A 23,461-nucleotide genomic window follows, 5' to 3' on the forward strand; every position below is an offset into this window, starting at 1 on the left:
TCAGTCGGTGGTGACGAGGTCGATTTCGGTCACGCCCTGCGGCAGCCGACGACCGTAGACGACATAGGCCGACTTGCCCTTGGTCCCGCTCAGGACATTATCGCCCGCGCTGACGACATGCTCGGCGCTGTAGCCCGACGCCTTGGCGCGGGTGTGATAGAACGACAGCACGTCCTCAAGCGCAACCGGCGTGAGGAAGGTGACCACCCGTAGCGCGCAATCGCCTTCGTCGGTCCCGGCTGCTTCCTGCGTATTGCCACGCGGATAGACGGGGAAAGCGGCGGGCAGTTTCGCCGCCCAGGCCGAGGTGTATTCGACCTTCTCGCCGCAATTCTCGCCCCCGGGGGCAACCGCGGCGCGGGCTGCAGCGACCATCGCCTGGCTCGGTTTTGCGTCTTCAGCCAGTGCCCGTGCAGCGGGAACCGCGATCAGCGCGCTGCGCCCGCCGACCAGTTCGGCCGCGCGGCTGCGCGCAGCCTCGATGGCGCGCGGCGATTTGTCGATATTGGGGATCGCGGCATTGCCCGTGCCCGACAGCGCGGCATTTGCCTCGTTGCGGCCGGCAAGATCCGGATCGGTCATCAACTCGTCATTGAGAGCCTGTTCGCTGGCCGGGTCCATGGCGTCGCCTGCCGCCTCGTCCTCGGTCTTGTCGCCGCAGCTTGCGAGCAGGACGACGGGAACAAGGGAGGCGAGCAGGCGACGTTTCATCGGTAGACCTTCAGCTTGGGAACACGAACGGCATAAGACCGGACCGCCAAACTGTGCCAGCCCGGCGAACACCGTTGCACCATAGCGGGACATGCGCGCATGCAAAGGTTAAAGGGCGCCGCCCGCCTCCTCTGTGGGAGATCGGACGACGCCCTCACGGCTCGGTGGAACCGTGGTATCCGGCCGTGGGTGGGCACGGCCGGAACTGGTAAGGCTGATTAGCCGCAGCGGGTGCTTGAGCGGTCGATCGAACGGCCGAGCAAGGCCCCGGCTGCGCCGCCGAGGATGGCGCCGAGCGTGCGGTCGCCGCCGCTGCCCGCCACTTCATGGCCGAGCAGCGCGCCGACCCCGGCTCCGACCAGCAGCCCGGTCGTGCCATTGTCGCGCTTGCAGTAGTAGCGCCCGTCATTTCCACGCCAGACGCGGGTATTGGCGCGGACCGGCTGACCGTATTGGCGGTCGTAGCCCATGTAATAGGGGCGGGACTGCGCGCCGCGATAATCGTTGTTGCGGTTGCGATCATGGCCGTGCGAGCGCTGTCGTTTGTGCTCGAAACTCATGTCCCCGATGACCGCGGCGTGCGCGCCGGGGGCCATGTGCGTGGCAGGGGCAGCGTTGGCCGGCACGGCGAATGCCAGACCCGCTGCGGCGATCGCCATCGAGGCGTTCCGAAACGATTTGAGCATGATAGGTCCTTTCCTGAGCGGGATCCGAGAGGGGCACCCCTGCGATGCCGTTAAGCTTTAAGCACCCAAACCTGAACCGTTTGCAACGCCGCCGTCAGCTTTCGGGAAATTCGACGAAGCGAGGTTTGGGCGCCGACGAATTGCCGCTTGCGGGCGCCGGTACACCCGCCTAGCGCGCGGGGAATGGATGCGAGCGCCCCACCCCAGCATGACCGGACGGGCCTCGCCGCGGCCTTTGGCGCCTATGTCATCTGGGGCTTCCTGCCGCTCTATCTGATTCTCGTCCGCAGTGTTCCGGCCTTCGAATTCGTCGGCTGGCGAATCATCTGGACGCTGCCGCTGTGCCTGCTGATCGTGCTGGCCCGCAAGCAATGGCCCGATTTGCGCACCGCGCTTCGAAACCGGCGCACGGTCGCCTGGCTCGCCGCGAGCGCAACGCTGATCGCGATCAACTGGGTGGTCTATGTCTGGGCGATCCAGAACGGGCAGGTCTATGCCGCCAGCCTGGGCTATTACATCAACCCGCTGGTCAATGTGCTGCTCGGCACGTTGCTGCTGGGCGAGAAACTGACCCGCGCGCAATGGGTGGCGGTCGGCCTCGCCGCGATTGGCGTGTCGCTGCTCGCGGCGGGCGCGCTGACGACCTTGTGGATCAGCCTGACGCTGGCGCTGAGCTTCGGCACATACGGCCTTATCCGCAAGCAGCTGGATGTGGGCGCAGTGCCCGGCCTGACCATCGAATCGACGCTGTTGCTGCTGCCTTCGCTTGGTGTGGCATGGTATTTCGCGCAGACGCAGGGCTCGTCCTTCGCCGTGTCGTCCGAGCTGAGCCTGTCGATCATGGCGGGCGGCCTGCTGACCGCCTTCCCGCTGCTGCTGTTCGCCATCGCCGCGCGCAAGCTGCCCTATTCGACGCTCGGCTTCATCCAGTTCCTCGCGCCCAGCATCGTCTTCATTCTCGGTCTGACCGTGTTCGGCGAGGAGCTGAAGCCCGCGCAGGCCGCGTGTTTCGCCTGCATCTGGGCAGCCGCGGTGATCTTCATGTGGGACATGGTCAAACGGTCACGCAGCCAGAACAGGATCAAGGCCGCCGGCTAGGTCCGCGCCGATCAGGCTTGCAAGCGCCAGTCGAGTGTCTCACCCGCGTGGAACGGCACGATCCGGGCCTCGCCGCCATCGACTTCCGCCGGCACCTCGACCGGCACCTTTTCCAGCGTGATCCGCTCTTCGTTCGGCGCGAGGCCGTAGAAAGCGGGGCCGTTGAGGCTGGCGAAGGCTTCGAAATGGTCGAGCGCGCCCTCGTCCTCGAACACCTGGGCATAGCTTTCGAGCGCGAAGGGCGCGTTGAAGATACCCGCGCAGCCGCAGGCGGTTTCCTTGGTATGCCGGTGGTGCGGCGCGCTGTCGGTGCCGAGGAAATACTTGGCCGACCCGCTGGTCGCCGCGCCGCGCAGCGCCAGCCGGTGCTGTTCGCGCTTGGCCACCGGGAGGCAGTAGAGATGCGGGCGAATACCGCCGACGAGGATATCGTTGCGATTGATCTGCAGGTGCTGCGGGGTGATCGTCGCCGCGACATTGGGACCGGCGCTTTCCACGAAGCTCACCGCCTGCATGGTGGTGATATGTTCGAAGATAACGCGCAGCGTGGGCAGCCGATCGACCAGCGGCTGCAGCACGCGATCGATGAACACCGCCTCGCGGTCGAAGATGTCGATATCGGGCGTGGTCACTTCACCGTGGACGCACAGCGGCATGCCGATATCGGCCATGCGTTCGAGCACGCCCATGATGTTGGCGACGTCGGTAACGCCATGCGCAGAATTGGTGGTGGCGCCGGCGGGATAGAGCTTGGCGGCGGTAAGGACGCCGTCGGCATGCCCTGCAGTGAGATCGTCCGCGTCGCTCTCATCGGTCAGATAGGCGGTCATTAGCGGAGTGAAATCCACGCCCGCGGGCACCGCGGCAAGGATCCGGTCGCGATAGGCCGCGGCGAGCGCGGTGGTGGTCACCGGAGGCGCCAGATTGGGCATCACGATCGCGCGGGCGAATTGCCGCGCGGTCTGCGGGACCACCGCGCGCATCGTGTCACCATCGCGGAAATGCAGATGCCAGTCGTCGGGGCGGCGGATTGTCAACGATTCGACCATGTGGTTGCCTATGGCGTCGGGCGGCCTATCTGTCACCCATGACTGCTACCCGCCTGTTCGACCGCGCCGTAATCCGCCTGAGGACCGAGGCCCCGGAGGAAGACGTTGCCGGCTTCCTTCAGGGGCTCGTCACCAATGACGTTGCTGGCACGCTCCCCGCCTATGCGGGGCTGCTGACGCCGCAGGGCAAGATGCTGTTCGATTTCATCGTCTGGCCGGGTGCCCAGGGCGAGTTGCTGCTCGATTGCGAGGCCGATGCGGCGGAGGATCTCGCCAAGCGGCTGTCGCTCTATCGTTTGCGCCGGAAGATCGAGATCGCGGTCGATCCCGAAGTAGCGGTGCACTGGCAGCGCGAGATGGGCGATGGCGGCGCGGCCGACCCGCGGCTGGGCGCGCTGGGCCAGCGCTGGCTCGCTCCCGCCAGCGTAAGCGACGAAGGGGCAGACACGGCGTGGCAGGCGCACCGCCTTGCGCTTGGCGTTCCCGAAGGCCGCGCGGAGCTGGGCGATATCCTTTGGCTCGAAACCAATGCGGTCGAGCTCCACGGGGTCAGCTTTGGCAAGGGGTGCTATGTCGGGCAGGAAAACACCGCGCGGATGAACTGGCGCAGCAAGGTCAACCGGCGGCTGGTCGTGGTGCCGCTCGACCAGTCGGAGGAGAAACGCCGCAAGGCGGAATATCCCGACCTTGGCCTGGCAGTGGACCACCTGCGGGTGGCCGACATTAATCCTGAAACCGCACCCGACTGGATGCGCGATGCGCTTAGCCCTGCGGAACCGTCGGATCAATCGAACGGGTAAGCATACGCTCGGCGCGGTCGCGCGCAGCGGTCTCCGGCAGGCCCAGCGACCGCGACAGCGCCGTCCCGATCAAGGCATCGCCCATCGCCATAAGAACCAGCGCGAGCGTTTCCTCGTGCACTTGCAGCGGGCCAGCGCCATGCCCCGCCTCTTCGGGGGCGATTTCGTCGACCAGTTGATGGATGGTCTCCACGATCGGCGTCAGCGCGTCCTCATTGCCGGTGAGGATCATCCAGCTGGCCAGCGCGCCCGCGCCTTCCTTGTCGAAGGCATCGAAAGCGAGGTCCACCACTTCGCGCGGGCTGCCCAGCCCGGCGCGGCTGGCGCGGACCGCGTCGATGATCGTGTTGCAGACCGTCCCCGCCAGATGCCCGGCAAGCGCCTTCTGCAGCCCCGCGGCCGAACCGAAATGATGCAGCAGATTGGCATGCGTACGCCCGATCCGCGCCCCGACCGCCTTTAGCGTGACCGATTGCGGGCCGGTTTCGATCAACAGCAGGCGGGCTGCCTCGAGCGCGGCGAGGCGCGATTCCTCGGGGCTAAGTCTTTTGCGTGTCGCCATATACCGCCAGCGTTAACCCATCGATCGGGGCCTGGGAAGCAGTTAGACCCCGTTATTGACAGTCCTGTAAGTAAGCGTTACTTACATCGATGTCAGTTAAATCTCGCGGAGCTACCCATGAACGCGCCCGTTTCGATCGATTCAGACTACCGTACAGCCGCGCCGACCCCGGCCGATCTCACCATCACCGTGCGCGACGAGCGCTTCAACCGTGGCACCAATCCGCGGCGCTGGTGGGCGGGCGAGCCGTTCGGCACTGCCTGGCACAATGCGCTGTCGGCCACTTTCCCGCGCGGCGAGGCGTTCTTCATCGAAGCGGTCAAGGCCCATCGCGAAGGCGCCCAGCCCAAGCTCGACGCCGAGATCCGCGCTTTCGTGAAGCAGGAAATCAACCACACGCGCGAACATATCGCCTTCAACCGGCTCGCCGAAGATGCCGGCTATGACATCAAGGCGATCGACGCCCGCGTGGCCGAACTGCTGGCGCTGACCAAGGATCGCCCGGCCATCGCCAATCTCGCAGTGACCATGGCGCTCGAGCATTACACCGCGATGATGGCGGCCGAATTCCTCGCGAATCCGGCGCACTTCAAGGATGCCGACCCCGAGGTCCGCGACATGTGGCGCTGGCATTCGGCGGAGGAAATCGAGCACAAGGGCGTTGCCTTCGACACCTGGAACCACGCGACCAGGGACTGGAAACCAAGCAAGCGCTGGCAGGTCCGCAGCCTGGTGATGCTCACTGTCACGGCGCGCTTCTTCAAGAACCGCTGGACCGATTCGCTCGCGCTGCTTGAACAGGACGGCATCACCGGCTGGAAGGCGAAGTGGGGCCTGTTCAAATACCTCACCGTCACCCCCGGCATCGTGCGCCGCATCTTCCCCGCATGGCTCGCCTATTTCAAGCCGGGCTTCCACCCGTGGGACCATGACGACCGCGCGCTGATCAAGCTGTACGAAGGCGACTTCGAAGACGCCCTGATACCCGCCGAATAAGACCTCATCTTCCAGCCGAAGAGGGCCCCGCGAGCGATCGCGGGGCCCTTTTGGTGTTCAGGCCGCCTGCGACGGCATGCGGGCGGGTACGGACAGGTCGAGCCGGTAAAGCGCACAAGGCGATTCCTCGCCGCGCCCGCAGCTGTGACGCGGAACGACCTTGCCGGTCGGCGCGAAGCCGATCTTGCGTAGAACACGCCCCGAGGCCGGATTGTCAATGAAATGGCCCGCCTCGATCCGTTCGTGCCCGAGCAACTGCGCGACTTCGAGCACGCCGCGTGCGGCCTCGCTTGCATAGCCGCGGTTCCAATGCGCCCGCCCGACCCAATAGCCGAGTTCGGTTTCGCTCGATTCATTGGGCTGGAGCCCGATGCACCCGACCACTTCGGATCCCGCCGGTGACGGCCGGGTGATCAGAAAGCCCGGATAACGCGGGTCCTGTTTCCGCATAACGAATTCACGCGCATGTTCGGGAAGATAGGGCCACGGCGCGCGCGCAAGATTGCGGACGATCGCTTCGTCGGCGATCCCGCCAAACAGCGCATCGGCATCTTCGGGCCAGGCAGGCCGCAACAGCAGCCTCTCGGTTACATGGAACATCGGTTATCTCCCCTGTGGTCCACGCTCCGGGCTCCTAGGCCGGACGCGTGACAATTGCGTGATGGCGAAAGAAAGTTTCGCCGCGAAATTGAAGAGGGAGAAACGACAAGAGGGAGACGGGTCGGCCCCATCTCCCTCTTCGGTTGCCGGATCATGGACCCGGCTGGGACCGTCCTGTCTGGACGATCCCGTTATCGGAGCGTCCTGTTATTCGGCGGCTTCGGCCATCATTTCGACCGAGACGAATTTGCGGTCGAGTTTGCCCTTGTGGAATCGCACAATACCGTCGGCAAGCGCGAACAGGGTGTGGTCCTTGCCCATGCCGACATTGGCGCCCGGATAGACGCGCGTGCCGCGCTGGCGCACGATGATGTTGCCGGCGACGACGTTCTCGCTGCCGAACTTCTTCACACCGAGGCGACGACCGGCCGAATCGCGACCGTTACGCGACGAACCGCCTGCTTTCTTATGTGCCATCGTCCGTGCTCCTTACTTCTTGTCTGCGGTCTTTTTGGCGGCGGCCTTCGCAGGCGCTGCCTTCTTGGCCGGAGCCTTCTTCTCGGCGGCTTCCTTTTTCGGAGCAGCCTGCTGGTCTGCAGCGTCGTCCTGCTTGGCCGCTTCCTTCTTCGGAGCTGCCTTCTTGGCCGAGCCGGTGCCGACATCGGTGATGCGCAGCAGGGTCATCTGCTGGCGATGACCGTTCTTGCGGCGATAGTTGTGACGGCGACGCTTCTTGAAGACGATCACCTTCTCGCTCTTGGCCTGCGCAATGATCTCCGCCGAAACGGTAACCTTGCCGGCATCCGAAAGCGTATCGCCTTCGCCTGCAAGCAGGATGTCGCCCAGCGTGATGGTGTCGCCGGCTTCGCCAGCCAGCTTCTCAACCGCGATCTTGTCTCCGGCGGCAACCCGGTATTGTTTGCCGCCCGTGCGCACTACTGCGAACATGGTGGTTATCTCTCGTTCAAATTGCTGTGCCGTGATCTTGCGATTGCACGGCGCACCCGTCAGGCTGTCAGAGCCAGCCCCGGAAAGAAGCGTGCCGTTAAGCGATGGGTGGCCGCAAGTCAACGCCCGGTGCGAGGAAATTTGCATCCTCGCTGGCGCGCTGCGGCCCGCGTGATATGGAGAAGGCGATGATCGACCGCAAGCATCTCGTCCTTCCGCTCACCGTATTCCTGCTGGCGGGCTGTGCAGCCGGCTCGGGTGATGGTTATCCCTCGCTCGCCGTTCGCGATGTCGAACGGGCAGAAGGCACCTTCGAACCTGTCCCCAGCCCGCGCCTCGATGTACCGCGGGTCCCGGTCGAACTGGCCGGCGGGCTCGATGCCCGGCTGTCCGCCCTGGTCGAACAGGCGCGGCAGGCGCACGCCGACTTTACCGGCGCCGTTCCCTCCGCCGAACGCCGGGTTCAGGCGGCATCGGGGAGCGCTATCGGCAGCGACAGTTGGGCAGCGGCGCAGGTCGCGCTGGCGGATCTCGATTCGGCACGCAGCATCGCCGCGATTGCGCTGGGCGACCTGGATATCCTCTACACCGCCGCCACGGTGCAGGCCGAGGATGCCACACCGATCACCGCGGCACGCATGACGGTGATCGCGCTGGTGGCCGAAGAGGATGATGTTCTGGCGAGGCTGCGCGCGCAGGTCCGCTAGTCCCCGCACACAAGCAACGCGGAGCCGGTTACCCGGCCCCGCGCCTCTCCCCGGTATTCGATCGCTCAGACGAGCGCAGCGATCGTTACCGTGACTATGCCCCAGCAGAAAATCAGCGCCGGGAGGATCAGCACCTGAGCCATCGCGTCACGCGCCGTTACCCGACCCGTATGCGTGGCGATGCCCTGGCTGGACAATTGGGCCCAGCTCATATTTCGGCCACTGTGCTCCGGCCCGATCCGCGTCCACAGCGCCGGGAGTCCGAAGCCTGCAACGATGAACAGCGTGAAGATCGCCATCGGGATGATCAATCCCGGCGACGCGAAGCCGACCGCAGTAATCGCCAGAAAGCCGAGATAGAGCGCGACGGTCCCGACATAGAACCCCTTGGGCAGTTCGAAACTGCGGTCGGCCTCGTGCGGAACCTTGGGCGCGTCGTGGATGATGGCCTGTTCGGCAACGAGTTCACGGATCAGATGCTTGGACATGACGTGCTCCTTTGTTGGAGCCGTGATGCCGTCAGGCGAGGGTGCGGTCTTTGATCTGGATCAAGAACCGGCGATTAATTCCACCGCGCAAGGTCCGCGTGATCGCGCTCGCGCGGAGTGATCCAGTGCCAGCCGTCATCGCGCTTCTCGCGTTTCCAGAACCAGGCGGCGGATTTGAGATGGTCCATCAGGTAATCGGCCCCCTCAAAGGCATCCCGCCGGTGCCGCGCTGCAGCGGCGACCAGCACGATCGCCTCCCCCGGCCGCATCACCCCGACCCGGTGCCAGGCGAGCACGCCGTCGAGACCGAAGCGCACCTGTGCCGATTGCGCCAGCGCCGCCATGCCCGAATGCGTCAGCGGTTCGTAATGCGTCAGTTCGAGCGCCTTCACACCGCCATCGGGCCGGACCTTGCCGAGAAAGGAAACGATCCCGCCCGCCTGCTCATGCGCGGCATTGAACGCCGCGAGCGCTTCGCCGACCGACAGCCCCTTGTCGAGCAGCCGGACGTCGAGCGGGGTTGCGAGCGTAAGCCTAGCCACCGCTCACCGGGGGAAGCAGCGCGACTTCATCGCCATCGCGCGCGTCGAGCGCGGTCTTGTCGGCCAGCACCTTGCCCCCGCATGCCACATGCACGCGCGCGTCATCCAATTGCGCGGCGATCTCGGGACCGGCTGCGGCAAGCAATCCCGCCCAATCGAGCGGACCGGCCACCTCGCGCTCCTGCGTACCAGCGAGGTCGGACAACGGGCCCAGGAAGAGAATGCGTACGCTCATGGCTCAGGTCTCGAGATACTGCCCGGTAATCCCCGGTGCTCCGGCAAGATAGGCTGCGGTCGCGTCCACGGCGGGACCCTCGCCTGCAACGATGTTGATCCGGCGCGGGGTATGCTTACGGGCGAGCCCGGCTGCAATCGCCAGCCGCCATTCGCGATGGGTGTGATCGGCGGCGGGCAGCGCCAGAAGCACATCTTCGCCCGCTCGCAGGATTTGCTCGACATGCGCCAGCCAATGCTGGTGGAACACCCCCGCCGCAGCCAGCGGGTCGTCGGGCAGCCCGTCGACCGTGATGCGCTTCATTCACGCCGCTCGCGGTGAAGCGTGATGCCGATCTTCTCGCCCGCCTCGGCAATCGCCAGCTTGACGATCTTGACTGTCACCGCGGTGATGCGCGCATCCTGCAGGAACAGCGTTTCGCAGACGTGGTCGGCGACAGCCTCGATCAGCTTGAAATGCACGCCTTCGGGCAAGGCAGCGGAAGCGGCGAACTTCAGATCCATGTAGTTCTTCGAATGCTCGAGCGAGGTATCGGGCTCGTAGCGATGCAGCGGCTTCATCCGCGCCTGGATCGTGAACCGCAACGGCTGCGGCCGGCCGGTTTCTTCGGAATAGATTCCGGTGAGCACATCGTGCTCGAAATCGGCTACTTCGAGGATCAGCGAATCGTCCATGGCCAGCGTCCTAGCGCGGATTCGACCAGCGCGCGAAGATCGCGGTTGGGAGGAGCCGGCCATCGTCCTGTTCCTGCACAGCGAGGTCGCCATGTTCGACCGTGCCGGGCAGGTCGGCGAACAGTTCCTGCAGCAAGCCGGCCAAGGCAAGGCTGCTCATGCGTACGGCGTAGACGGTGAGAAACAGGAACCGGCTGTCGGCATCGAGCAGTTGGCGGCAATCGGAGACCAGCTCCGGGAGGCCGTCCTCAAGCCGCCACACCTCGCCATCGGGACCGCGCCCGAACTTCGGCGGATCGAGGATGATCCCGTCATAGCGCCGTTCGCGCCGCACTTCGCGCGCGGCATACTTCATCGCGTCCTCGACCAGCCAGCGAATCGGGCGATCCTCCAGACCCGCCATGGCGGCATTCTCGCGCGCCTGGGCAACCGCCTTCTTGCTCGCATCGACATGCGTGACGCGCCCATAACGGCTCAGCGCCTGCGTGCCCACGCCGGTGTAGCCGAACAGGTTCATCGTCTCGGCTTCGCGCGCATCGCCGAGTTGCCGGCCCATCCACTCCCACACCGGGGCCATGTCAGGGAAGAAACCGAGATGGCGGAACGGCGTGCATTGGGCCGTGAAGCGCGCTTCGTCGTTCCAGCCCAGGGTCCAGCCATCCTGCGGGACGTCCTGTGCGAACTGCCAGCGCCCGCCGCCATCTTCATCGCTTCCGGGGACGAATTCGCCATGCGCGTCCCATTCGGACAGGCGCGGAGACCACATTGCCTGCGGTTCGGGGCGGATGAAGCGATAGGCGCCGTATTGCTCGAATTTGCGCCCATGGCCGCTGTCGAGCAGGCGATAGGCATCCCACCCCTCGCCCACCATCAGCACCGGATCGCGAACCAGTTCGGCCATCAGGCCGCGTGCTCGACGATATGATCGCGGACCGCCTCATAGGTGCCGGGCAATTCGATATAGGCTTCTTCGCGCGCGAACAGGTCGCCGACCCGCGCCGGCAGCGCGGGGCGGTTGCCGGTGGCGCGTTCGACCGCGTCGGGAAACTTCGCCGGATGCGCGGTGGCGAGCGTAACCACGGGAGTGTCGCCAGCCAGCTCGGCGTGGCGCGCAGCATGGAGACCGATCGCGGTATGCGGGTCGACGATCTCGGTGCATTCCTCGCTCGCCCAGCGCATCGCGCGCGCCATGTCATCCTCGTCCGCGCGCATGCTGGTGAACAGCGCGGCGGCGCCTTCGCGTTGCGCATTGGTCAGACGCATCGCGCGTGCTTTCTCGAACGCGAGCATTTGGTCCGCCATGGCGGCCCCGTCACGCCCACCGACGTCGAACAGCAGGCGTTCGAAATTGGAGCTGACCTGGATGTCCATGCTCGGCGCGGCGGTCGGGGTCACAGTGCCGGTCGAATAGTCGCCCGCACTCAGCGCGCGGTGGAGGATGTCGTTGACGTTGGTGGCGACCAGCAGTCTCTCGATCGGCAGTCCCATCCGCGCTGCGACATGGCCCGCGAAGACATCGCCGAAATTCCCGGTCGGAACGCTGAAGGCGGGTTTGCGCTCGGGTCCGCCCAATTGCAGCGAAGCGGCGAAGTAATACACCACCTGCGCCATCAGCCGCGCCCAGTTGATCGAATTGACCGCACCGATCCGGTGCTTGTCGGTGACATCCTTGTCGGCAAAGATGCGCTTCACCATCGCCTGCGCATCGTCGAAGCTACCGTCGATCGCGATATTATGGACGTTGGGCGCGCGCACGGTGGTCATCTGGCGGCGCTGGACGTCGCTGACGCGCCCCTTGGGGTGGAGCATGAATATCTCGACCCGGTCGAGCCCGGCCACCGCATCGATCGCCGCGCTGCCCGTATCGCCGCTGGTCGCGCCGACGATGGTCAATGTGCCGCCGTCCCGCGCAAGGAATTCCTCGAACAAGAGGCCGAGCAACTGCAGCGCCACGTCCTTGAAGGCGAGCGTGGGGCCGTGAAACAGTTCAAGCAGCCACTGTCGCTCGTCGAGCTGGGTCAGCGGCGTGACCGCGGCATGTGCGAAGCGGCCATAGGCCTTGGCGGTCAGTTCGCGCAGCCGTTCGGGCGTCAGACAATCGCCGACGAAGGGCTGCATCACCCGCGCGGCGAGTTCGGCATAGGGCAGGCCGCGCATCGCCGCGATTTCTTCCTGCGTGAACTGCGGCCATTCGGCGGGGACATAGAGCCCGCCGTCGCTGGCCAGGCCGGCGAGTGTGACGCCGGCGAAATCGAGCGACGGAGCGCTGCCGCGGGTGGAAACGTATTTCATCGGTTGGGCGGTTAGCGGGGCATGCGAAGGCGGGCAAGCAAGCGGTCATTCGCCAGTCGTGATTTCCGCTTTGTCTTCGAGCGCCGACTTCAGCTGCAGCAGGCCTTCCGCCGCGCGCTCGGCATGTGGACCGATCCAGCGGGCATGCAGCGCCTGGATGGGTATGGCATCGAGATGATTGAAGCGCTCGCGCCCCTTGCGCACGGGCACCACCAGCCCCGCCTCCTCCAGCACCCGCAAATGCATCATCACGGTGGTGCGATCGAGTTCGGAGAAGCAGCTGGCGAGCTGGCCGGTGGTGAGCGGACGCACCTTCAACTCATCGCAGATCGCACGGCGAATGCGATTGGCAAGCGCCTTGAACACACGGTCGAGATCGTCGTCGGGAGTTCTGTTCTCGTTTGACATGTTAGTTTTTTATAACATAATGGATCGCGACTCAAGGGAGAAGCTCGATGGAAATCAATTTTCGTGTCTCCGGCCGCATCGCCATGCCGGTCGAGGAAGTGTTCGAAGCGGTCGCGGATCCGGCGCAGCTATCGCAATATTTTACCACCGGCGGCGCCAAGGGACGCCTCGAAACCGGCGCCACGGTGATGTGGGATTTCCACGATTTCCCCGGCGCCTTCCCGGTCGAGGTGATCGAGGTCGTTCCCAATGAAAAGATCGTGCTCGAATGGCCCGGGCACGAAGCCGAGAGCGGCGAGATCGGCGCCAAGGGCCGAGATGGCGACTATCGCACCACCGTCACCATGCTGTTCAAGCCGACGGACGATGGCCGCACGCTGGTCGAGATCGTCGAGGAAGGCTGGCGCAAGACCGCCGAAGCGCTGCGCGGGTCCTATATGAATTGCGAGGGTTGGACCGGTGTGATCCTCGCGCTCAAGGCGTGGGTAGAGCATGGCATCAACCTGCGCCAAGGGCTCTACAAATAGGTCAGCCCTGCTTGCGCAAGCGTGCCCTGAGGGCGAGCACGTAAATCACCAGCGCGGTGAGCGCGAAAAAGAACCATTGCCCGGCATAGGCAAGGTGGTTGTTGGGCAGATTGGCAGGATCGGGGCGGGCGAGCGGTTCGAGACCGCCCTGCCCTTCGTCCGCGACCAGCTTCACCGTGTCGCCTTGGGGAGCGATCAATCCGCCGACGACGCCGCCATCCCACGAGGGTGGCTGCGGCTCGCGCGACCAGCCAATCGCGATATCGACTGTGCCCTCGCCCTCGTTCGCGCAGCGGGCGATGTGTGCCCATCCCGGCGCATTCGAGCGCGAGCGACCCGCGACGCTATCTATCGCGCGAACGTCGCTGCACTCGACCGTGGTGTGCCGGAACAGGCTGGCTTCGTACTCGCCTGGCGATGGCCAATCGACATCGGCCGAATTTCGCAACGCCGTTTCGTAGCGCGTGATCAGCGCTTCCTTCTCGTTCATCCGGCCAAGCTGCCAGACGCCCAACGCGACCATCGTGGCGATGGCGGCGGCAACGACAACCGTCGGAACGATCGGAAAACGCATTATAGATTCCAACTCTTTGTCTCGCGCGCATCGCTTGTAGGCGCCATCGTCCCGGCACAGCCACCCGGGCATAAACCGAGAAGGGCAGCCTCGGCGGTACCGGGCTGCCCTTCGCGTTGTTCGAGACTGTCGGCAGCCATCAGTGGACGGCGGCGCCCCAGCCACCCCAGACGTAGACGGTGATGAACAGGAACAGCCACACCACGTCGACGAAGTGCCAGTACCACGCTGCCGCTTCGAAGCCGAAGTGCTGGCGCGGGGTGAAGTGGCCGAGATAGGTGCGGCGCAGGCAAACGATCAGGAAGATCGTGCCGACGAGCACGTGGAAGCCGTGGAAGCCAGTCGCCATGTAGAACGCCGAGCTATAGGTGTTCCCGCCGAAGGCGAACGGCGCATGCGCATATTCATACGCCTGGATCGCGGTGAAGATCGCACCGAGGATGATGGTCAGCCACAGGCCTTTCTTGAGTCCGTCGCGGTCGCCATGGATCAGCGAGTGGTGCGCCCAGGTCACCGTCGTACCCGAACACAGCAGGATCAGCGTGTTGAGCAGCGGCAGGCTGAACGGGTCGATGACCGCTTCGATCGCCGCGGGCGGGAAGACCCCGCCGACGACATCGGACAGTTCGCTCGGGAACAGCGCGAAGTCGAACCAGCTCCAGAACCACCCGACGAAGAACATTACTTCGGACGCGATGAACAGGATCATCCCGTAGCGCATGTGCAGCTGGACGATCGGCGTGTGGTCGCCGCGCTCGGCTTCCTTCACGATGTTCGAGAACCACGCGTAGAACGTCGCGATCAGGCCAGCGATGCCGAGACCCAGCACGAGGTGCGCGCTTCCCATTTCGTGCATGTACAGGACCATGCCGCTGGTGAAGGTCAGCGCCGAAAGCGAGCCGATCAGCGGCCAGATATCGGGTTCGAGGATATGATATTCGTGATTGACGTTACCGGCCATTGTACTCGCGTCCTGGGTTTCGCTTTGCGGGTGCCCTTAATGCGCCATCGCGCGCGGGTCTAGGGGCTACTCGGCAGAATCCAGCGCCCGGTGGAAAGTATAGGAGAGCGTGATCTGCTCCACCCCGTCCATATTGGGATCGTCGAGCGCCTTGGGATCGATAAAATAGAGCACCGGCATGCGCACTTCCTGCCCCGGCTGGAGGACCTGCTCGGTAAAGCAGAAGCACTGGATCTTGTTGAAATAGGCGCCGGCCTGCTCGGGCTCGACATTAAAGGTCGCGGTGCCGGTGATGGTCTCGCTCGAATTGTTCTTGGCGAGATAGATTGCCATGTCGCGCTGGCCGACGGTGACGGTATCGGTCACCTGCTCGGGGCGGAAACTCCACGGGACGTCGCCCGCAGTGGTGCCGTCGAACCGTACCGAAATCGTCTTTCCGCCGGCACTCGCGCCAAGCCGCTGGGCGATATCCGCCTCGCTCTCGGTGGCGCGCTGGGTCGTACCGCCGAAACCGGTCACTTGGCAGAACAGCTGGTACAGGGGCACTGCGGCATAACCCAGACCGAGCATCGCCAGAGCGCCGCCTAGAGCCAGCAGAGCGGTGCGGTTCTTGCGGGTTTCGAGAGTTGCAGCAGTCATGGCGTGGCTCACATCCGGGCGATGGTAATCACATAGAACAGCACGGCGAAGAACAGCAGGATGCCGCCGAGCACGAGGTTGCGGCTCTTCTGCCGCCGTTTGAATTCGATTTCTTCTTCGGGGGTCATGCGATCCATCCCTGATAAGCCAGCACCCGGTCCGCCACCAGCGCGGCGAACAGGGCGAAAAGGTAGATGATGCTGAAAGCGAACAGGCGCTTTTCGGGCTTCATCGTGTCGTCTGAACCAGTCTGCCGGAAAGCGACCGGGACCGAAAGCGCAAGGAAAGCAAGCGATAGCGCAAGCGAAGCAACACCGTAGACGAAGCTCGTCCCGCCGATGAACCACGGTGCGGCGGCGATCGGCACCAGCAACGCGGCATAAATGAGAATCTGGCGGCGGGTCGAGGTTTCGCCCTTGACCACCGGCATCATCGGGATGCCGACATTGGCGTAATCGGTCTTCACGAACAGCGCGAGCGCCCAGAAATGCGGCGGGGTCCACATGAAGATGATCGCGAACAGCAGCACCGGCATCAGCGTGATCTCGCCGGTCACCGCGACCCAGCCGATCAGCGGCGGAAAGGCCCCCGCCCCGCCGCCGATGACGATATTCTGCGGCGTGCGCGGCTTGAGCCAGATGGTATAGATGACCGCGTAATAGAAGATCGACAGCGCCAGGATCGCGGCCGCGAGCCAGTTCACCGCAAGCCCCATGATCATCACCGAAGCGGCGGAGATCAGCACGCCGAAATCGCGCGCATCGGTGCGGTTCATGCGCCCTGCGGGAAGCGGGCGTGCAGCAGTGCGCTTCATGCCCGCATCGATATCGGCTTCCCACCACTGGTTGAGCGCCGCCGCCCCGCCCGCACCCAGCGCGATGCACAGGATGGCGCTGAAGCCGAGGACGGGATTGATATGGCCCGGCGCGGCAAGCAGGCCGCACAGGCCGGTGAAGATCACCAGGCTCATCACGCGCGGCTTGGTCAGCGCAAAGAAATCGCGCCATTCCGCGGGGAGGTGTGTGGGAACTGTCTGGGTCATGGAATCGGGCGGCATATAGGGCGTCAAAGGCGCTTTAGCCAGTCAATCAGGATCGAATTGACCGCATCGGGCCGCTCCTGCTGGGTCCAGTGACCGACGCCGTCGAGAATATGCCCTTCGGCGCGCGGCGCAAACATCTTCGCCAGCGCCACCGGGTCCTCGATCGCGCCGAACAGGAAGGTCGCGGGATCGCGCGTGCCGCCAATGAACAATGCGGGCTGTTCGATGCGCTTGCCCGCCCAGCCCTGCAGCCATGCGTAATCGGCCTCATGGTTGCGATAGCGGTTGAGCGGACCGCGGAAGCCCGAGGCGGTGAACTCCGCCTCGTAGAAATCGAGATCGTCTTCGGTAAGCCAGGCGACCGGTGCAGGATCGGGCAGGCCTTCGAGGAAAGTCGCGCCCAGCGGCTTGTCCCAATAGTCGCCGGGCGGGACATCGCCGCTGATCGAATACATCATCCGCTGGACGAAATCGCGCGGGTCCTTCTCCGCCTCCGCTTCGGCGATACCGGGCTCCTGGAAATACTCCTGGTGAAAGAAGCGGCCCTGGCTGGTGAAGTGTTCGCGGAAGACCTCGGTAAAGGGACGGCTCGGTACCCCGGCGAAGGGCACCGACAGACCGGCAACGGCGCGGAAATGCTCGGGGTGCGTCAGCGCGGAATTCCACACGATCGGCGCCCCCCAGTCATGACCGATGAGCACGGCGGGCGCATCGGGCGACAGCGCCTGCCGCAGTCCGACGAGGTCACCGACGATATGCTCCATCGCATAGGCATCGACCGGCTGCGGTTTGTCCGAACCGCCATAGCCGCGGACATCGATTGCGCAGGCGGTAAAGCCCGCTTGCGCGATCGGACCGAGCTGGTGGCGCCAGCTGTACCAGCTTTCGGGAAAGCCATGGACCATGATCGCCAGCGGGCCCTCGCCCTCGACGGCACAGCGCAGGCTAACCTCTCCCGTATCGATGGTACGCATTTCGAGCATGGCACTCCCCCGTGCAGATATCCGGCAGACAAAAGAAAACGGCCGGTCCACCATGGGACCGACCGTTTGCTTGTGTCCAGTGCTTCGCGCCTAGCTCGCGGCGGGCGCAGCCTTGCTCATGTGATCGTGAGCGGTGTGATGGTCCTCGATCACCGGCAGCGTCTCGAACTGGTGGAACGGCGGCGGGCTCGACAGCGTCCATTCGAGCGTCGTCGCGCCTTCGCCCCACGGATTGTCCGCTGCCTTCTTGCCCGCCACGAAGGCGTAGACGATGTTGACGAAGAAGAAGATCATCGAGCCGGCCATGATCACATAACCGATCGAGCTGATCTCGTTCCAATAGGCATAGGCGTCGGCATAGTCGGGATAGCGACGCGGCATGCCCTGCAGACCGAGGAAGTGTTGCGGGAAGAAGATCACGTTCACGCCGATGAAGAAGCCCCAGAAGTGCAGGTGGCTCAGGAGCTCGGAGTGCATCCGGCCGCTCATCTTGGGGAACCAGTAATAGAACCCGGCGAAGAGCGAGAACACCGCACCCATCGACAGCACGTAGTGGAAGTGCGCGACCACGAAATAGGTATCGTGGACAACGTCGTCGATGCCGCCATTGGCGAGATAGACGCCGGTGACGCCGCCGACCGTGAACAGGAAGATCATGCCGATCGCCCATACCATCGGGGATTTGAACTCGATCGAGCCGCCCCACATGGTCGCAATCCAGCTGAAGATCTTCACCCCGGTGGGGACCGCGATGACCATGGTCGCTGCGGTGAAATACATCTTCGTGTTCACGTCGAGACCGACGGTGTACATGTGGTGCGCCCACACGACGAAGCCGACCACGCCGATCGCGACCATGGCATAGGCCATGCCGAGATAGCCGAACACCGGCTTGCGGCTGAAGGTCGAGACGATCTGCGAGATCATGCCGAAGCCCGGCAGGATCATGATGTAGACTTCAGGGTGACCGAAGAACCAGAACAGGTGCTGGTAGAGGATCGGATCGCCGCCGCCGGCGGGGTCGAAGAAGGTCGTCCCGAAGTTACGGTCGGTGATCAGCATGGTGATTGCGGCGGCCAGAACCGGCAGCGCGAGCAGCAGCAGGAAAGCAGTGACCAGCACCGACCACACGAACAGCGGCATCTTGTGCAGGGTCATGCCCGGCGCACGCATGTTGAAGATGGTGGTGATGAAATTGGTCGCGCCGAGGATCGAACCGGCACCGGCAAGGTGCAGCGAGAAGATCGCGAAATCGACTGCCGGACCCTGGCTGCCCGTGGTCGACAGCGGCGCATAGACGGTCCAGCCCACGCCTGCACCCGGACCCGTACCGCCGGGCACGAAGAGCGAGAACAGCAGCGACATGAAGCCCGCCACGGTCAGCCAGAAGCTGACGTTGTTCATGCGCGGGAACGCCATGTCGGGCGCGCCGATCATCAGCGGGACGAACCAGTTGCCGAAGCCGCCGATCATTGCCGGCATGACCATGAAGAAGACCATGATCAGGCCGTGGGCCGTGATGAACACGTTCCACATATGCAGCGAGGTGTCGAAATCGGCGTTGCCGCCCATGAACTGCGCCCACCACTGCAGGTACTGGATGCCGGGTTCGGCCAGTTCCAGACGCATGATGCCCGAAATCGCGCCACCGACGATGCCCGCGATGATCGCGAAGATCAGGTAGAGCGTACCGATGTCCTTGTGGTTGGTGGACATGAACCACCGCGCGAAGAAACCGGGCGTATGATGATCATCATGCGCGTGGTCTTCGGTGTGGGCTTGGAAGCTGTCGGCGGTGGTAGCCATCGTGCTATACTCTCGAGCTAATCGTAAATCTTAAGCGGTCGGGGCGGCGCCGGCACCGGGTGCACCGGGGACCGAGCTTTCGGGTTCCTGCAGCGGCGCGACCGAAGCCGCGGCGTCTGCGGCACCGGCGACGGTGCCGCCCTGCGCCAGAACCCAGGCATTGTACTGCGCCATCGGCAGTGCTTCGATCGCGATCGGCATATAGCCGTGCCGCGCGCCGCACAGTTCCGAACACTGGCCGTAATAGACACCCGGTTCCTCGATCAGCAGCAGCTTCTCGTTGAGACGGCCCGGAACGGCGTCGAGCTTGAACCACAGGCTCGGCACCGCGAAGGAATGGATCACGTCGGCGGCCGTGGTCTGCAAACGGATCGGCACGCCGGCGGGGACGACCATGCGGTTGTCGACTGCCAGCTGGTGCGGTTCACCGCTCGCTTCGGCCTCTTCCTCGGTCAGCATGTTCGAAACGACTTCGAAATCGCCATTGTCGGGATAGGCATAGCCCCAGTACCACTGGTATCCGATCGCCTTGATGGTGATCGCATCCTTGGGGGGCGTCTTGTACTGCGCGCTCAGCAGGCCGATCGACGGCACGGCGATGCCGAGCAGGATCAGCGCCGGAACGACGGTCCAGATCACTTCGATCAGCGTGTTGTGGCTGGTCTTCGAAGGCACCGGATTGGCGCGCTTGTTGAAGCGCACGATGACATAGAGGAACAGCAGCAGGACGAAGATGCTGATGATCGCCATGATCCACACCAGGGCAATGTGCAGTCCGTTGGCCTGCTTGCCGATCGGCGAGAACTGCGATTGTACGTCGATCGCGCCCGCGACCGGCATGCCTTTGCCTTCTGTCGGCTTCATCGGCGTGTAGGCGCTTGCACCGGCAGCCACATCTTCGCTCGATGCGTCGGCGGCAACCGCCGGGTCGAGCGTTTCAAGCTGTTCGGTCGCCGCGGATTCGGCAGCGTCCTGCGCCGCCGCGCCCTGCGCGCCGAAAGCCAGCATCGCCGCCATCGCCAGGCTGGCGACAATCCGGTGGAACCCGTGGAGGGAGCCGAAGTTCTTCATCGTCGTGGCACTCTTTCGTGTCGTGTCTCGTTCGGGGCCTGTGGCTGGGACAAATCCCGCGCTGCGTGGCGGGACGCGCCCCATGCAAGGGCCCGATTGCGCCCGCCCTATAGGCAGGGTTTGCGTATGCCTCAAGCGGCTGGCCGATAAAAATGTGCAAGCGCCTTTGCCTCTTGCGCAATCGCGCGCGAGACGCTTTGGACCACAGCATCATGACCGATGAAGAAATCCTCCACGAGTTCCGGGCCAGCGAAGCGCTGCTCGAGGGCCATTTCAAGCTGTCCAGCGGGCGCCACAGCGGACACTACCTGCAATGCGCGCGCGTGCTGATGAACCCCGACCGCGCCGGACGGCTGGCCTTTGCGCTCGCGCAGAAGATCCCGCGCGATATTCGCAGCCGGATCGATGTGGTGGTCAGCCCCGCTATGGGCGGGATCATCATCGGGCAGGAAATGGGCCGCGCGCTGGGCAAGGACGCGATGTTCCTCGAACGGCCCGAGGGCGAGTTCCACCTGCGCCGCGGCTTCCGGCTCGAGCCCGGCGCCAAGGTGCTGATGGTCGAGGACGTGGTCACCACCGGGCTCTCCAGCCGTGAAGCGATCGCTGCGGTTGCGCGTGAGGGCGGCGAAGTGATCGCCGAGGTCGCGCTGGTCGATCGCAGCAATGGCGCCGCCGATCTCGGCGTGCCCTTCTTCCCGCTCGTCGATATCAATTTCCCGACCTATGCCGAGGGCGAAGTGCCCGCCGAACTGGCGGCGATCGGAGTGACCAAGCCGGGCAGCCGCGCGGCGTGAGTGCTCCCTTGCGCCTCGGGGTCAATATCGACCACGTCGCCACCATCCGCAATGCGCGGGGCGGCGATCATCCGGACCCGGTGCGCGCGGCGGAAATCGTCGCGGCGGTGGGCGGCGACGGGATCACCGCGCATCTGCGCGAGGACCGGCGGCATATCCGCGATGACGATCTCGAACGGATACAGAAGGCGACCGACCTGCCGCTCAACCTCGAAATGGCAGGCACGGAAGAGATGCTGGCGATCGCACTGGCGCACAAGCCGCATGCCGCCTGCATCGTCCCCGAGAAACGCGAAGAGCGCACCACCGAAGGCGGACTCGATGCTGCCGGGCTGCATAACCAGCTCGCCCCGATCGTGGGAACGCTGGCCGACAATGGCATTCGCGTTTCGCTGTTTATCGAGGCGAGTGAGCGCCAGCTTGAAGCGGCGCAGCGCTTGCGCGCACCCGTGGTCGAGTTTCACACCGGCGAATATGCGCATGCGGGCCTCGACGGCGATCACGACCGCGAGGCACGCGAGCTTGAGCGTATCGCAGCAATGTCCCGGCTGGCGCGCGATATGGGTATCGAGCCACACGCCGGGCACGGCCTGACCTATGAGAACGTGAAGCCCGTTGCCGCCATCCGCGAACTCGCCGAACTCAACATCGGGCATTATCTGGTGGGCGAAGCGGTCTTTGTCGGGCTGGAAACCGCAGTGCGCCGGATGCGCGACCTGATGGATGAGGCGCGCTAGGTGTCGCCCGACAATGCCTTGAACATCTGGCGGTCGATCCGGACCACCTTCATCCTCTTCCTGGTCGTGGTTCCGCTCGTCATCCTCGCGAATCTGCACGGCGATGATAGCGCGGGATCCAGCTGGAACGAACTCGCGCTGCCGGCAGTGGGATTGGTCCTGGTCGCAGGGCTTTTCGCTGAAATCGGCCGGCGCCTGATCAACCACTTCGCCGGCACACCGATCTGTACATGGACACCCCGGGCATGATTATCGGCCTTGGCTCCGACCTGTGCAATATCGAGCGCATCCAGAATTCGCTCGACCGGTTCGGCGAACGCTTCGAGCAGCGCGTCTTCACCGAGATCGAGCGTGCCAAGGCGCGCCGCCGCCCCTTCACCATCGCGGGCACTTACGCCAAGCGCTTCGCCGCCAAGGAGGCGTTCTCCAAGGCGGTCGGTACAGGGTTTCGCCGCGGCGTGTTCATGAAGGATATCGGGGTGGTCAATGCGCAGTCGGGCGCACCCACGCTGGCGCTGACCGGGGGCGCGGCGATCGTGCTTGCGGAAATGGTGCCGCACGGCCATGAGACGCGCATTCATCTCACCCTCACCGACGACCATCCATGGGCACAGGCCTACGTCATCATCGAGGCCCTACCCAAGTGACCACCGGTGCTACGGCAGTGAACAAGACATCCGACAAGAAATCCGACGACAAGGTCGACTGGATCGCGGAAATTCGCGGGCTTGCGCTGATGCTGCTGGCGGTGTTCGCCTTTCACAGCTTCATCGCCAAGCCGTTCTATATTCCGTCGGAATCGATGATGCCCAATCTGCTGGTGGGCGACCGGCTGGTGGTGAGCAAATATCCCTATGGCTGGAACTGGAGCTCGATCAGCTTCCACCTCGCCCCGCGGGGCGACTGGCGAGTGATGGAATCGACGCCCGAATATGGCGACATCGTCATCCCGGTGCATCCCGAGCGCGACGAGGATTACATCAAGCGGGTGGTTGCGCTGCCCGGTGACCGGATTGCGGTGCAGAACGGACGCATTATCCTCAATGGCGCGCCGGTCGAACAGAAGGTCGAGCCTGCCATCGCGCTGCCGCTCGATGCCAATTCGCGCTGTGATGGCTTCGGCTTCGACGATTTCCGCGCGGAGAACGCCGCGGGTACGCCCGTCTGCCGCGTACCGGTGATGCGCGAAACGCTCCCCAATGGGGCGACCTATCTGGTGATCGACCACCAGACCCAGGAACTCGACAATTTCGCCGAAATCACGGTGCCGGACGATCACGTTTTCGTGATGGGTGACAATCGCGACCATTCGGCCGATAGCCGCGAGCTCAACGATCCGCGCGGCCTGCTCGGCCCGATCCCGCTCGAAAACATCGGCGGGCGCGCCGAATTCATCACCTTCTCGCTCGACGGCACCACCTCGCTCAATCCGGTGAGCTGGTGGACAAGCCTGCGCGAAGGCCGCGCCTGGTCGACCCTGCGTCCCGCCATTGCGGAACGAAAAGCCGCTTCCGAGCGCTAGGGTCCTGAA

32 protein-coding genes are annotated in these 23,461 nt (G+C 64.4%); 10 read left to right on the forward strand and 22 right to left on the reverse strand.

All coding sequences use genetic code 11. From position 1 onward, the window contains the following. Both V6B15_RS08385 and V6B15_RS08390 read right to left on the reverse strand, forming a co-directional pair. On the reverse strand, window positions 1–711 hold the full coding sequence (locus tag V6B15_RS08385; RefSeq protein ID WP_320180548.1) for a hypothetical protein: 711 nt from the start codon (window positions 709–711) through the stop codon (window positions 1–3). A 218-nt stretch (window positions 712–929) separates the two neighbouring features. Further along, window positions 930–1,397: a glycine zipper 2TM domain-containing protein gene (locus V6B15_RS08390; RefSeq protein WP_334200777.1), complete on the reverse strand. Its 468-nt coding sequence runs from the start codon at window positions 1,395–1,397 to the stop codon at window positions 930–932. A 183-nt stretch (window positions 1,398–1,580) separates the two neighbouring features. On the opposite strand from V6B15_RS08390, the gene rarD reads away from it, so the two are divergent. Further along, on the forward strand, window positions 1,581–2,495 hold the full coding sequence (gene rarD, locus V6B15_RS08395; RefSeq protein ID WP_334200778.1) for an EamA family transporter RarD: 915 nt from the start codon (window positions 1,581–1,583) through the stop codon (window positions 2,493–2,495). Between the two features lie 11 nt (window positions 2,496–2,506). Here the strand turns inward: rarD and pyrC are convergent, their stop codons facing one another. Continuing rightward, window positions 2,507–3,544, reverse strand: coding sequence for a dihydroorotase (gene pyrC / locus V6B15_RS08400; protein WP_334200779.1), 1,038 nt, complete (start codon window positions 3,542–3,544; stop codon window positions 2,507–2,509). Between the two features lie 38 nt (window positions 3,545–3,582). On the opposite strand from pyrC, the gene ygfZ reads away from it, so the two are divergent. Then, window positions 3,583–4,344, forward strand: coding sequence for a CAF17-like 4Fe-4S cluster assembly/insertion protein YgfZ (gene ygfZ, locus V6B15_RS08405; RefSeq protein WP_334200780.1), 762 nt, complete (start codon window positions 3,583–3,585; stop codon window positions 4,342–4,344). On the opposite strand, the gene V6B15_RS08410 is transcribed toward ygfZ, so the two are convergent. Further along, the gene (locus tag V6B15_RS08410) at window positions 4,307–4,906 is read right to left on the reverse strand and encodes a TetR family transcriptional regulator (RefSeq protein ID WP_253517285.1); all 600 of its coding nucleotides are present in this window, start codon (window positions 4,904–4,906) and stop codon (window positions 4,307–4,309) included. The genes ygfZ and V6B15_RS08410 overlap by 38 nt on opposite strands. Before the next feature lie 117 nt (window positions 4,907–5,023). Here V6B15_RS08410 and V6B15_RS08415 point away from each other — a divergent pair, with 117 nt between their 5' ends. Continuing rightward, the gene (locus tag V6B15_RS08415; RefSeq protein ID WP_334200781.1) at window positions 5,024–5,902 is read left to right on the forward strand and encodes a metal-dependent hydrolase; all 879 of its coding nucleotides are present in this window, start codon (window positions 5,024–5,026) and stop codon (window positions 5,900–5,902) included. A 57-nt stretch (window positions 5,903–5,959) separates the two neighbouring features. Here V6B15_RS08415 and V6B15_RS08420 read toward each other — a convergent pair whose 3' ends face one another. From V6B15_RS08420 to rplU, 3 genes are all read right to left on the reverse strand, one after another. Further along, entirely contained in the window at window positions 5,960–6,502 is a 543-nt protein-coding gene (locus tag V6B15_RS08420; protein ID WP_334200782.1) for a GNAT family N-acetyltransferase, read from the reverse strand. A 207-nt stretch (window positions 6,503–6,709) separates the two neighbouring features. Further along, window positions 6,710–6,979: a 50S ribosomal protein L27 gene (gene rpmA, locus V6B15_RS08425; RefSeq protein WP_334200783.1), complete on the reverse strand. Its 270-nt coding sequence runs from the start codon at window positions 6,977–6,979 to the stop codon at window positions 6,710–6,712. Between the two features lie 12 nt (window positions 6,980–6,991). Then, a complete protein-coding gene (gene rplU, locus V6B15_RS08430; protein ID WP_253517296.1) occupies window positions 6,992–7,450 on the reverse strand; it encodes a 50S ribosomal protein L21 in 459 nt (152 codons plus the stop codon). Between the two features lie 176 nt (window positions 7,451–7,626). On the opposite strand from rplU, the gene V6B15_RS08435 reads away from it, so the two are divergent. Continuing rightward, on the forward strand, window positions 7,627–8,157 hold the full coding sequence (locus V6B15_RS08435; protein ID WP_334200784.1) for a hypothetical protein: 531 nt from the start codon (window positions 7,627–7,629) through the stop codon (window positions 8,155–8,157). 65 nt (window positions 8,158–8,222) lie between these two features. On the opposite strand, the gene V6B15_RS08440 is transcribed toward V6B15_RS08435, so the two are convergent. From V6B15_RS08440 to V6B15_RS08475, 8 genes are all read right to left on the reverse strand, one after another. Next, window positions 8,223–8,645, reverse strand: coding sequence for a hypothetical protein (locus V6B15_RS08440; RefSeq protein ID WP_334200785.1), 423 nt, complete (start codon window positions 8,643–8,645; stop codon window positions 8,223–8,225). Between the two features lie 74 nt (window positions 8,646–8,719). Next, window positions 8,720–9,187, reverse strand: a complete 468-nt coding sequence (locus tag V6B15_RS08445; protein ID WP_334200786.1) for a molybdenum cofactor biosynthesis protein MoaE — start codon at window positions 9,185–9,187, stop codon at window positions 8,720–8,722. Next, window positions 9,180–9,422: a MoaD/ThiS family protein gene (locus tag V6B15_RS08450; protein WP_334200787.1), complete on the reverse strand. Its 243-nt coding sequence runs from the start codon at window positions 9,420–9,422 to the stop codon at window positions 9,180–9,182. Before V6B15_RS08450 ends, V6B15_RS08445 begins: the two co-directional genes overlap by 8 nt. A gap of 3 nt (window positions 9,423–9,425) precedes the next feature. Continuing rightward, window positions 9,426–9,725 carry a Rossmann fold domain-containing protein gene (locus V6B15_RS08455; protein ID WP_334200788.1) on the reverse strand — a complete coding sequence of 100 codons (300 nt, stop codon included), beginning with the start codon at window positions 9,723–9,725 and terminating at the stop codon, window positions 9,426–9,428. Further along, entirely contained in the window at window positions 9,722–10,096 is a 375-nt protein-coding gene (locus tag V6B15_RS08460; RefSeq protein WP_334200789.1) for a dihydroneopterin aldolase, read from the reverse strand. Before V6B15_RS08460 ends, V6B15_RS08455 begins: the two co-directional genes overlap by 4 nt. 10 nt (window positions 10,097–10,106) lie before the next feature. Continuing rightward, window positions 10,107–10,997 (reverse strand): RsmD family RNA methyltransferase, encoded by an 891-nt coding sequence (locus V6B15_RS08465; protein ID WP_334200790.1) that lies wholly within the window; start codon window positions 10,995–10,997, stop codon window positions 10,107–10,109. After that, the gene (gene thrC, locus V6B15_RS08470; RefSeq protein ID WP_334200791.1) at window positions 10,997–12,388 is read right to left on the reverse strand and encodes a threonine synthase; all 1,392 of its coding nucleotides are present in this window, start codon (window positions 12,386–12,388) and stop codon (window positions 10,997–10,999) included. The genes V6B15_RS08465 and thrC overlap by 1 nt, the downstream gene beginning before the upstream one ends. A 45-nt stretch (window positions 12,389–12,433) precedes the next feature. Then, on the reverse strand, window positions 12,434–12,796 hold the full coding sequence (locus tag V6B15_RS08475; protein ID WP_334200792.1) for an ArsR/SmtB family transcription factor: 363 nt from the start codon (window positions 12,794–12,796) through the stop codon (window positions 12,434–12,436). A gap of 47 nt (window positions 12,797–12,843) precedes the next feature. Here V6B15_RS08475 and V6B15_RS08480 point away from each other — a divergent pair, with 47 nt between their 5' ends. Beyond that, on the forward strand, window positions 12,844–13,323 hold the full coding sequence (locus tag V6B15_RS08480) for an SRPBCC family protein (RefSeq protein ID WP_334200793.1): 480 nt from the start codon (window positions 12,844–12,846) through the stop codon (window positions 13,321–13,323). A 1-nt stretch (window position 13,324) separates the two neighbouring features. Here the strand turns inward: V6B15_RS08480 and V6B15_RS08485 are convergent, their stop codons facing one another. From V6B15_RS08485 to coxB, 7 genes are all read right to left on the reverse strand, one after another. Next, the gene (locus V6B15_RS08485; protein WP_334200794.1) at window positions 13,325–13,897 is read right to left on the reverse strand and encodes an SURF1 family cytochrome oxidase biogenesis protein; all 573 of its coding nucleotides are present in this window, start codon (window positions 13,895–13,897) and stop codon (window positions 13,325–13,327) included. A 139-nt stretch (window positions 13,898–14,036) separates the two neighbouring features. Beyond that, window positions 14,037–14,858 carry a cytochrome c oxidase subunit 3 gene (locus tag V6B15_RS08490; RefSeq protein ID WP_253517325.1) on the reverse strand — a complete coding sequence of 274 codons (822 nt, stop codon included), beginning with the start codon at window positions 14,856–14,858 and terminating at the stop codon, window positions 14,037–14,039. Between the two features lie 66 nt (window positions 14,859–14,924). Next, window positions 14,925–15,497 (reverse strand): cytochrome c oxidase assembly protein, encoded by a 573-nt coding sequence (locus tag V6B15_RS08495; protein WP_334200795.1) that lies wholly within the window; start codon window positions 15,495–15,497, stop codon window positions 14,925–14,927. A gap of 124 nt (window positions 15,498–15,621) precedes the next feature. Then, window positions 15,622–16,539, reverse strand: coding sequence for a heme o synthase (locus V6B15_RS08500; protein ID WP_334200796.1), 918 nt, complete (start codon window positions 16,537–16,539; stop codon window positions 15,622–15,624). A 23-nt stretch (window positions 16,540–16,562) separates the two neighbouring features. Then, a complete protein-coding gene (locus tag V6B15_RS08505) occupies window positions 16,563–17,522 on the reverse strand; it encodes an alpha/beta fold hydrolase (RefSeq protein WP_334200797.1) in 960 nt (319 codons plus the stop codon). A 90-nt stretch (window positions 17,523–17,612) separates the two neighbouring features. Next, window positions 17,613–19,328 carry a cytochrome c oxidase subunit I gene (gene ctaD, locus V6B15_RS08510; RefSeq protein WP_253517332.1) on the reverse strand — a complete coding sequence of 572 codons (1,716 nt, stop codon included), beginning with the start codon at window positions 19,326–19,328 and terminating at the stop codon, window positions 17,613–17,615. A gap of 30 nt (window positions 19,329–19,358) precedes the next feature. Then, window positions 19,359–20,399 (reverse strand): cytochrome c oxidase subunit II, encoded by a 1,041-nt coding sequence (coxB, locus tag V6B15_RS08515; protein WP_334200798.1) that lies wholly within the window; start codon window positions 20,397–20,399, stop codon window positions 19,359–19,361. 212 nt (window positions 20,400–20,611) lie between these two features. On the opposite strand from coxB, the gene pyrE reads away from it, so the two are divergent. From pyrE to lepB, 5 genes are read left to right on the forward strand one after another with little or no spacing between them, the layout of a single operon-like run. After that, complete coding sequence (pyrE, locus tag V6B15_RS08520) at window positions 20,612–21,193, forward strand: orotate phosphoribosyltransferase (protein ID WP_320180570.1); 582 nt, start codon at window positions 20,612–20,614, stop codon at window positions 21,191–21,193. After that, window positions 21,190–21,930, forward strand: coding sequence for a pyridoxine 5'-phosphate synthase (locus V6B15_RS08525; RefSeq protein WP_334200799.1), 741 nt, complete (start codon window positions 21,190–21,192; stop codon window positions 21,928–21,930). Before pyrE ends, V6B15_RS08525 begins: the two co-directional genes overlap by 4 nt. Next, window positions 21,931–22,179: a hypothetical protein gene (locus V6B15_RS08530; RefSeq protein WP_334200800.1), complete on the forward strand. Its 249-nt coding sequence runs from the start codon at window positions 21,931–21,933 to the stop codon at window positions 22,177–22,179. Next, window positions 22,176–22,577 carry a holo-ACP synthase gene (acpS, locus tag V6B15_RS08535; RefSeq protein ID WP_253517345.1) on the forward strand — a complete coding sequence of 134 codons (402 nt, stop codon included), beginning with the start codon at window positions 22,176–22,178 and terminating at the stop codon, window positions 22,575–22,577. Before V6B15_RS08530 ends, acpS begins: the two co-directional genes overlap by 4 nt. After that, window positions 22,574–23,452 (forward strand): signal peptidase I, encoded by an 879-nt coding sequence (gene lepB, locus V6B15_RS08540; RefSeq protein WP_334200801.1) that lies wholly within the window; start codon window positions 22,574–22,576, stop codon window positions 23,450–23,452. Before acpS ends, lepB begins: the two co-directional genes overlap by 4 nt. The last annotated feature ends 9 nt before the right edge of the window (window positions 23,453–23,461 follow it).

The sequence above is a fragment of the Qipengyuania sp. Mu-71 genome, from assembly GCF_036867055.1.
Lineage (GTDB): Bacteria > Pseudomonadota > Alphaproteobacteria > Sphingomonadales > Sphingomonadaceae > Qipengyuania > Qipengyuania profunda.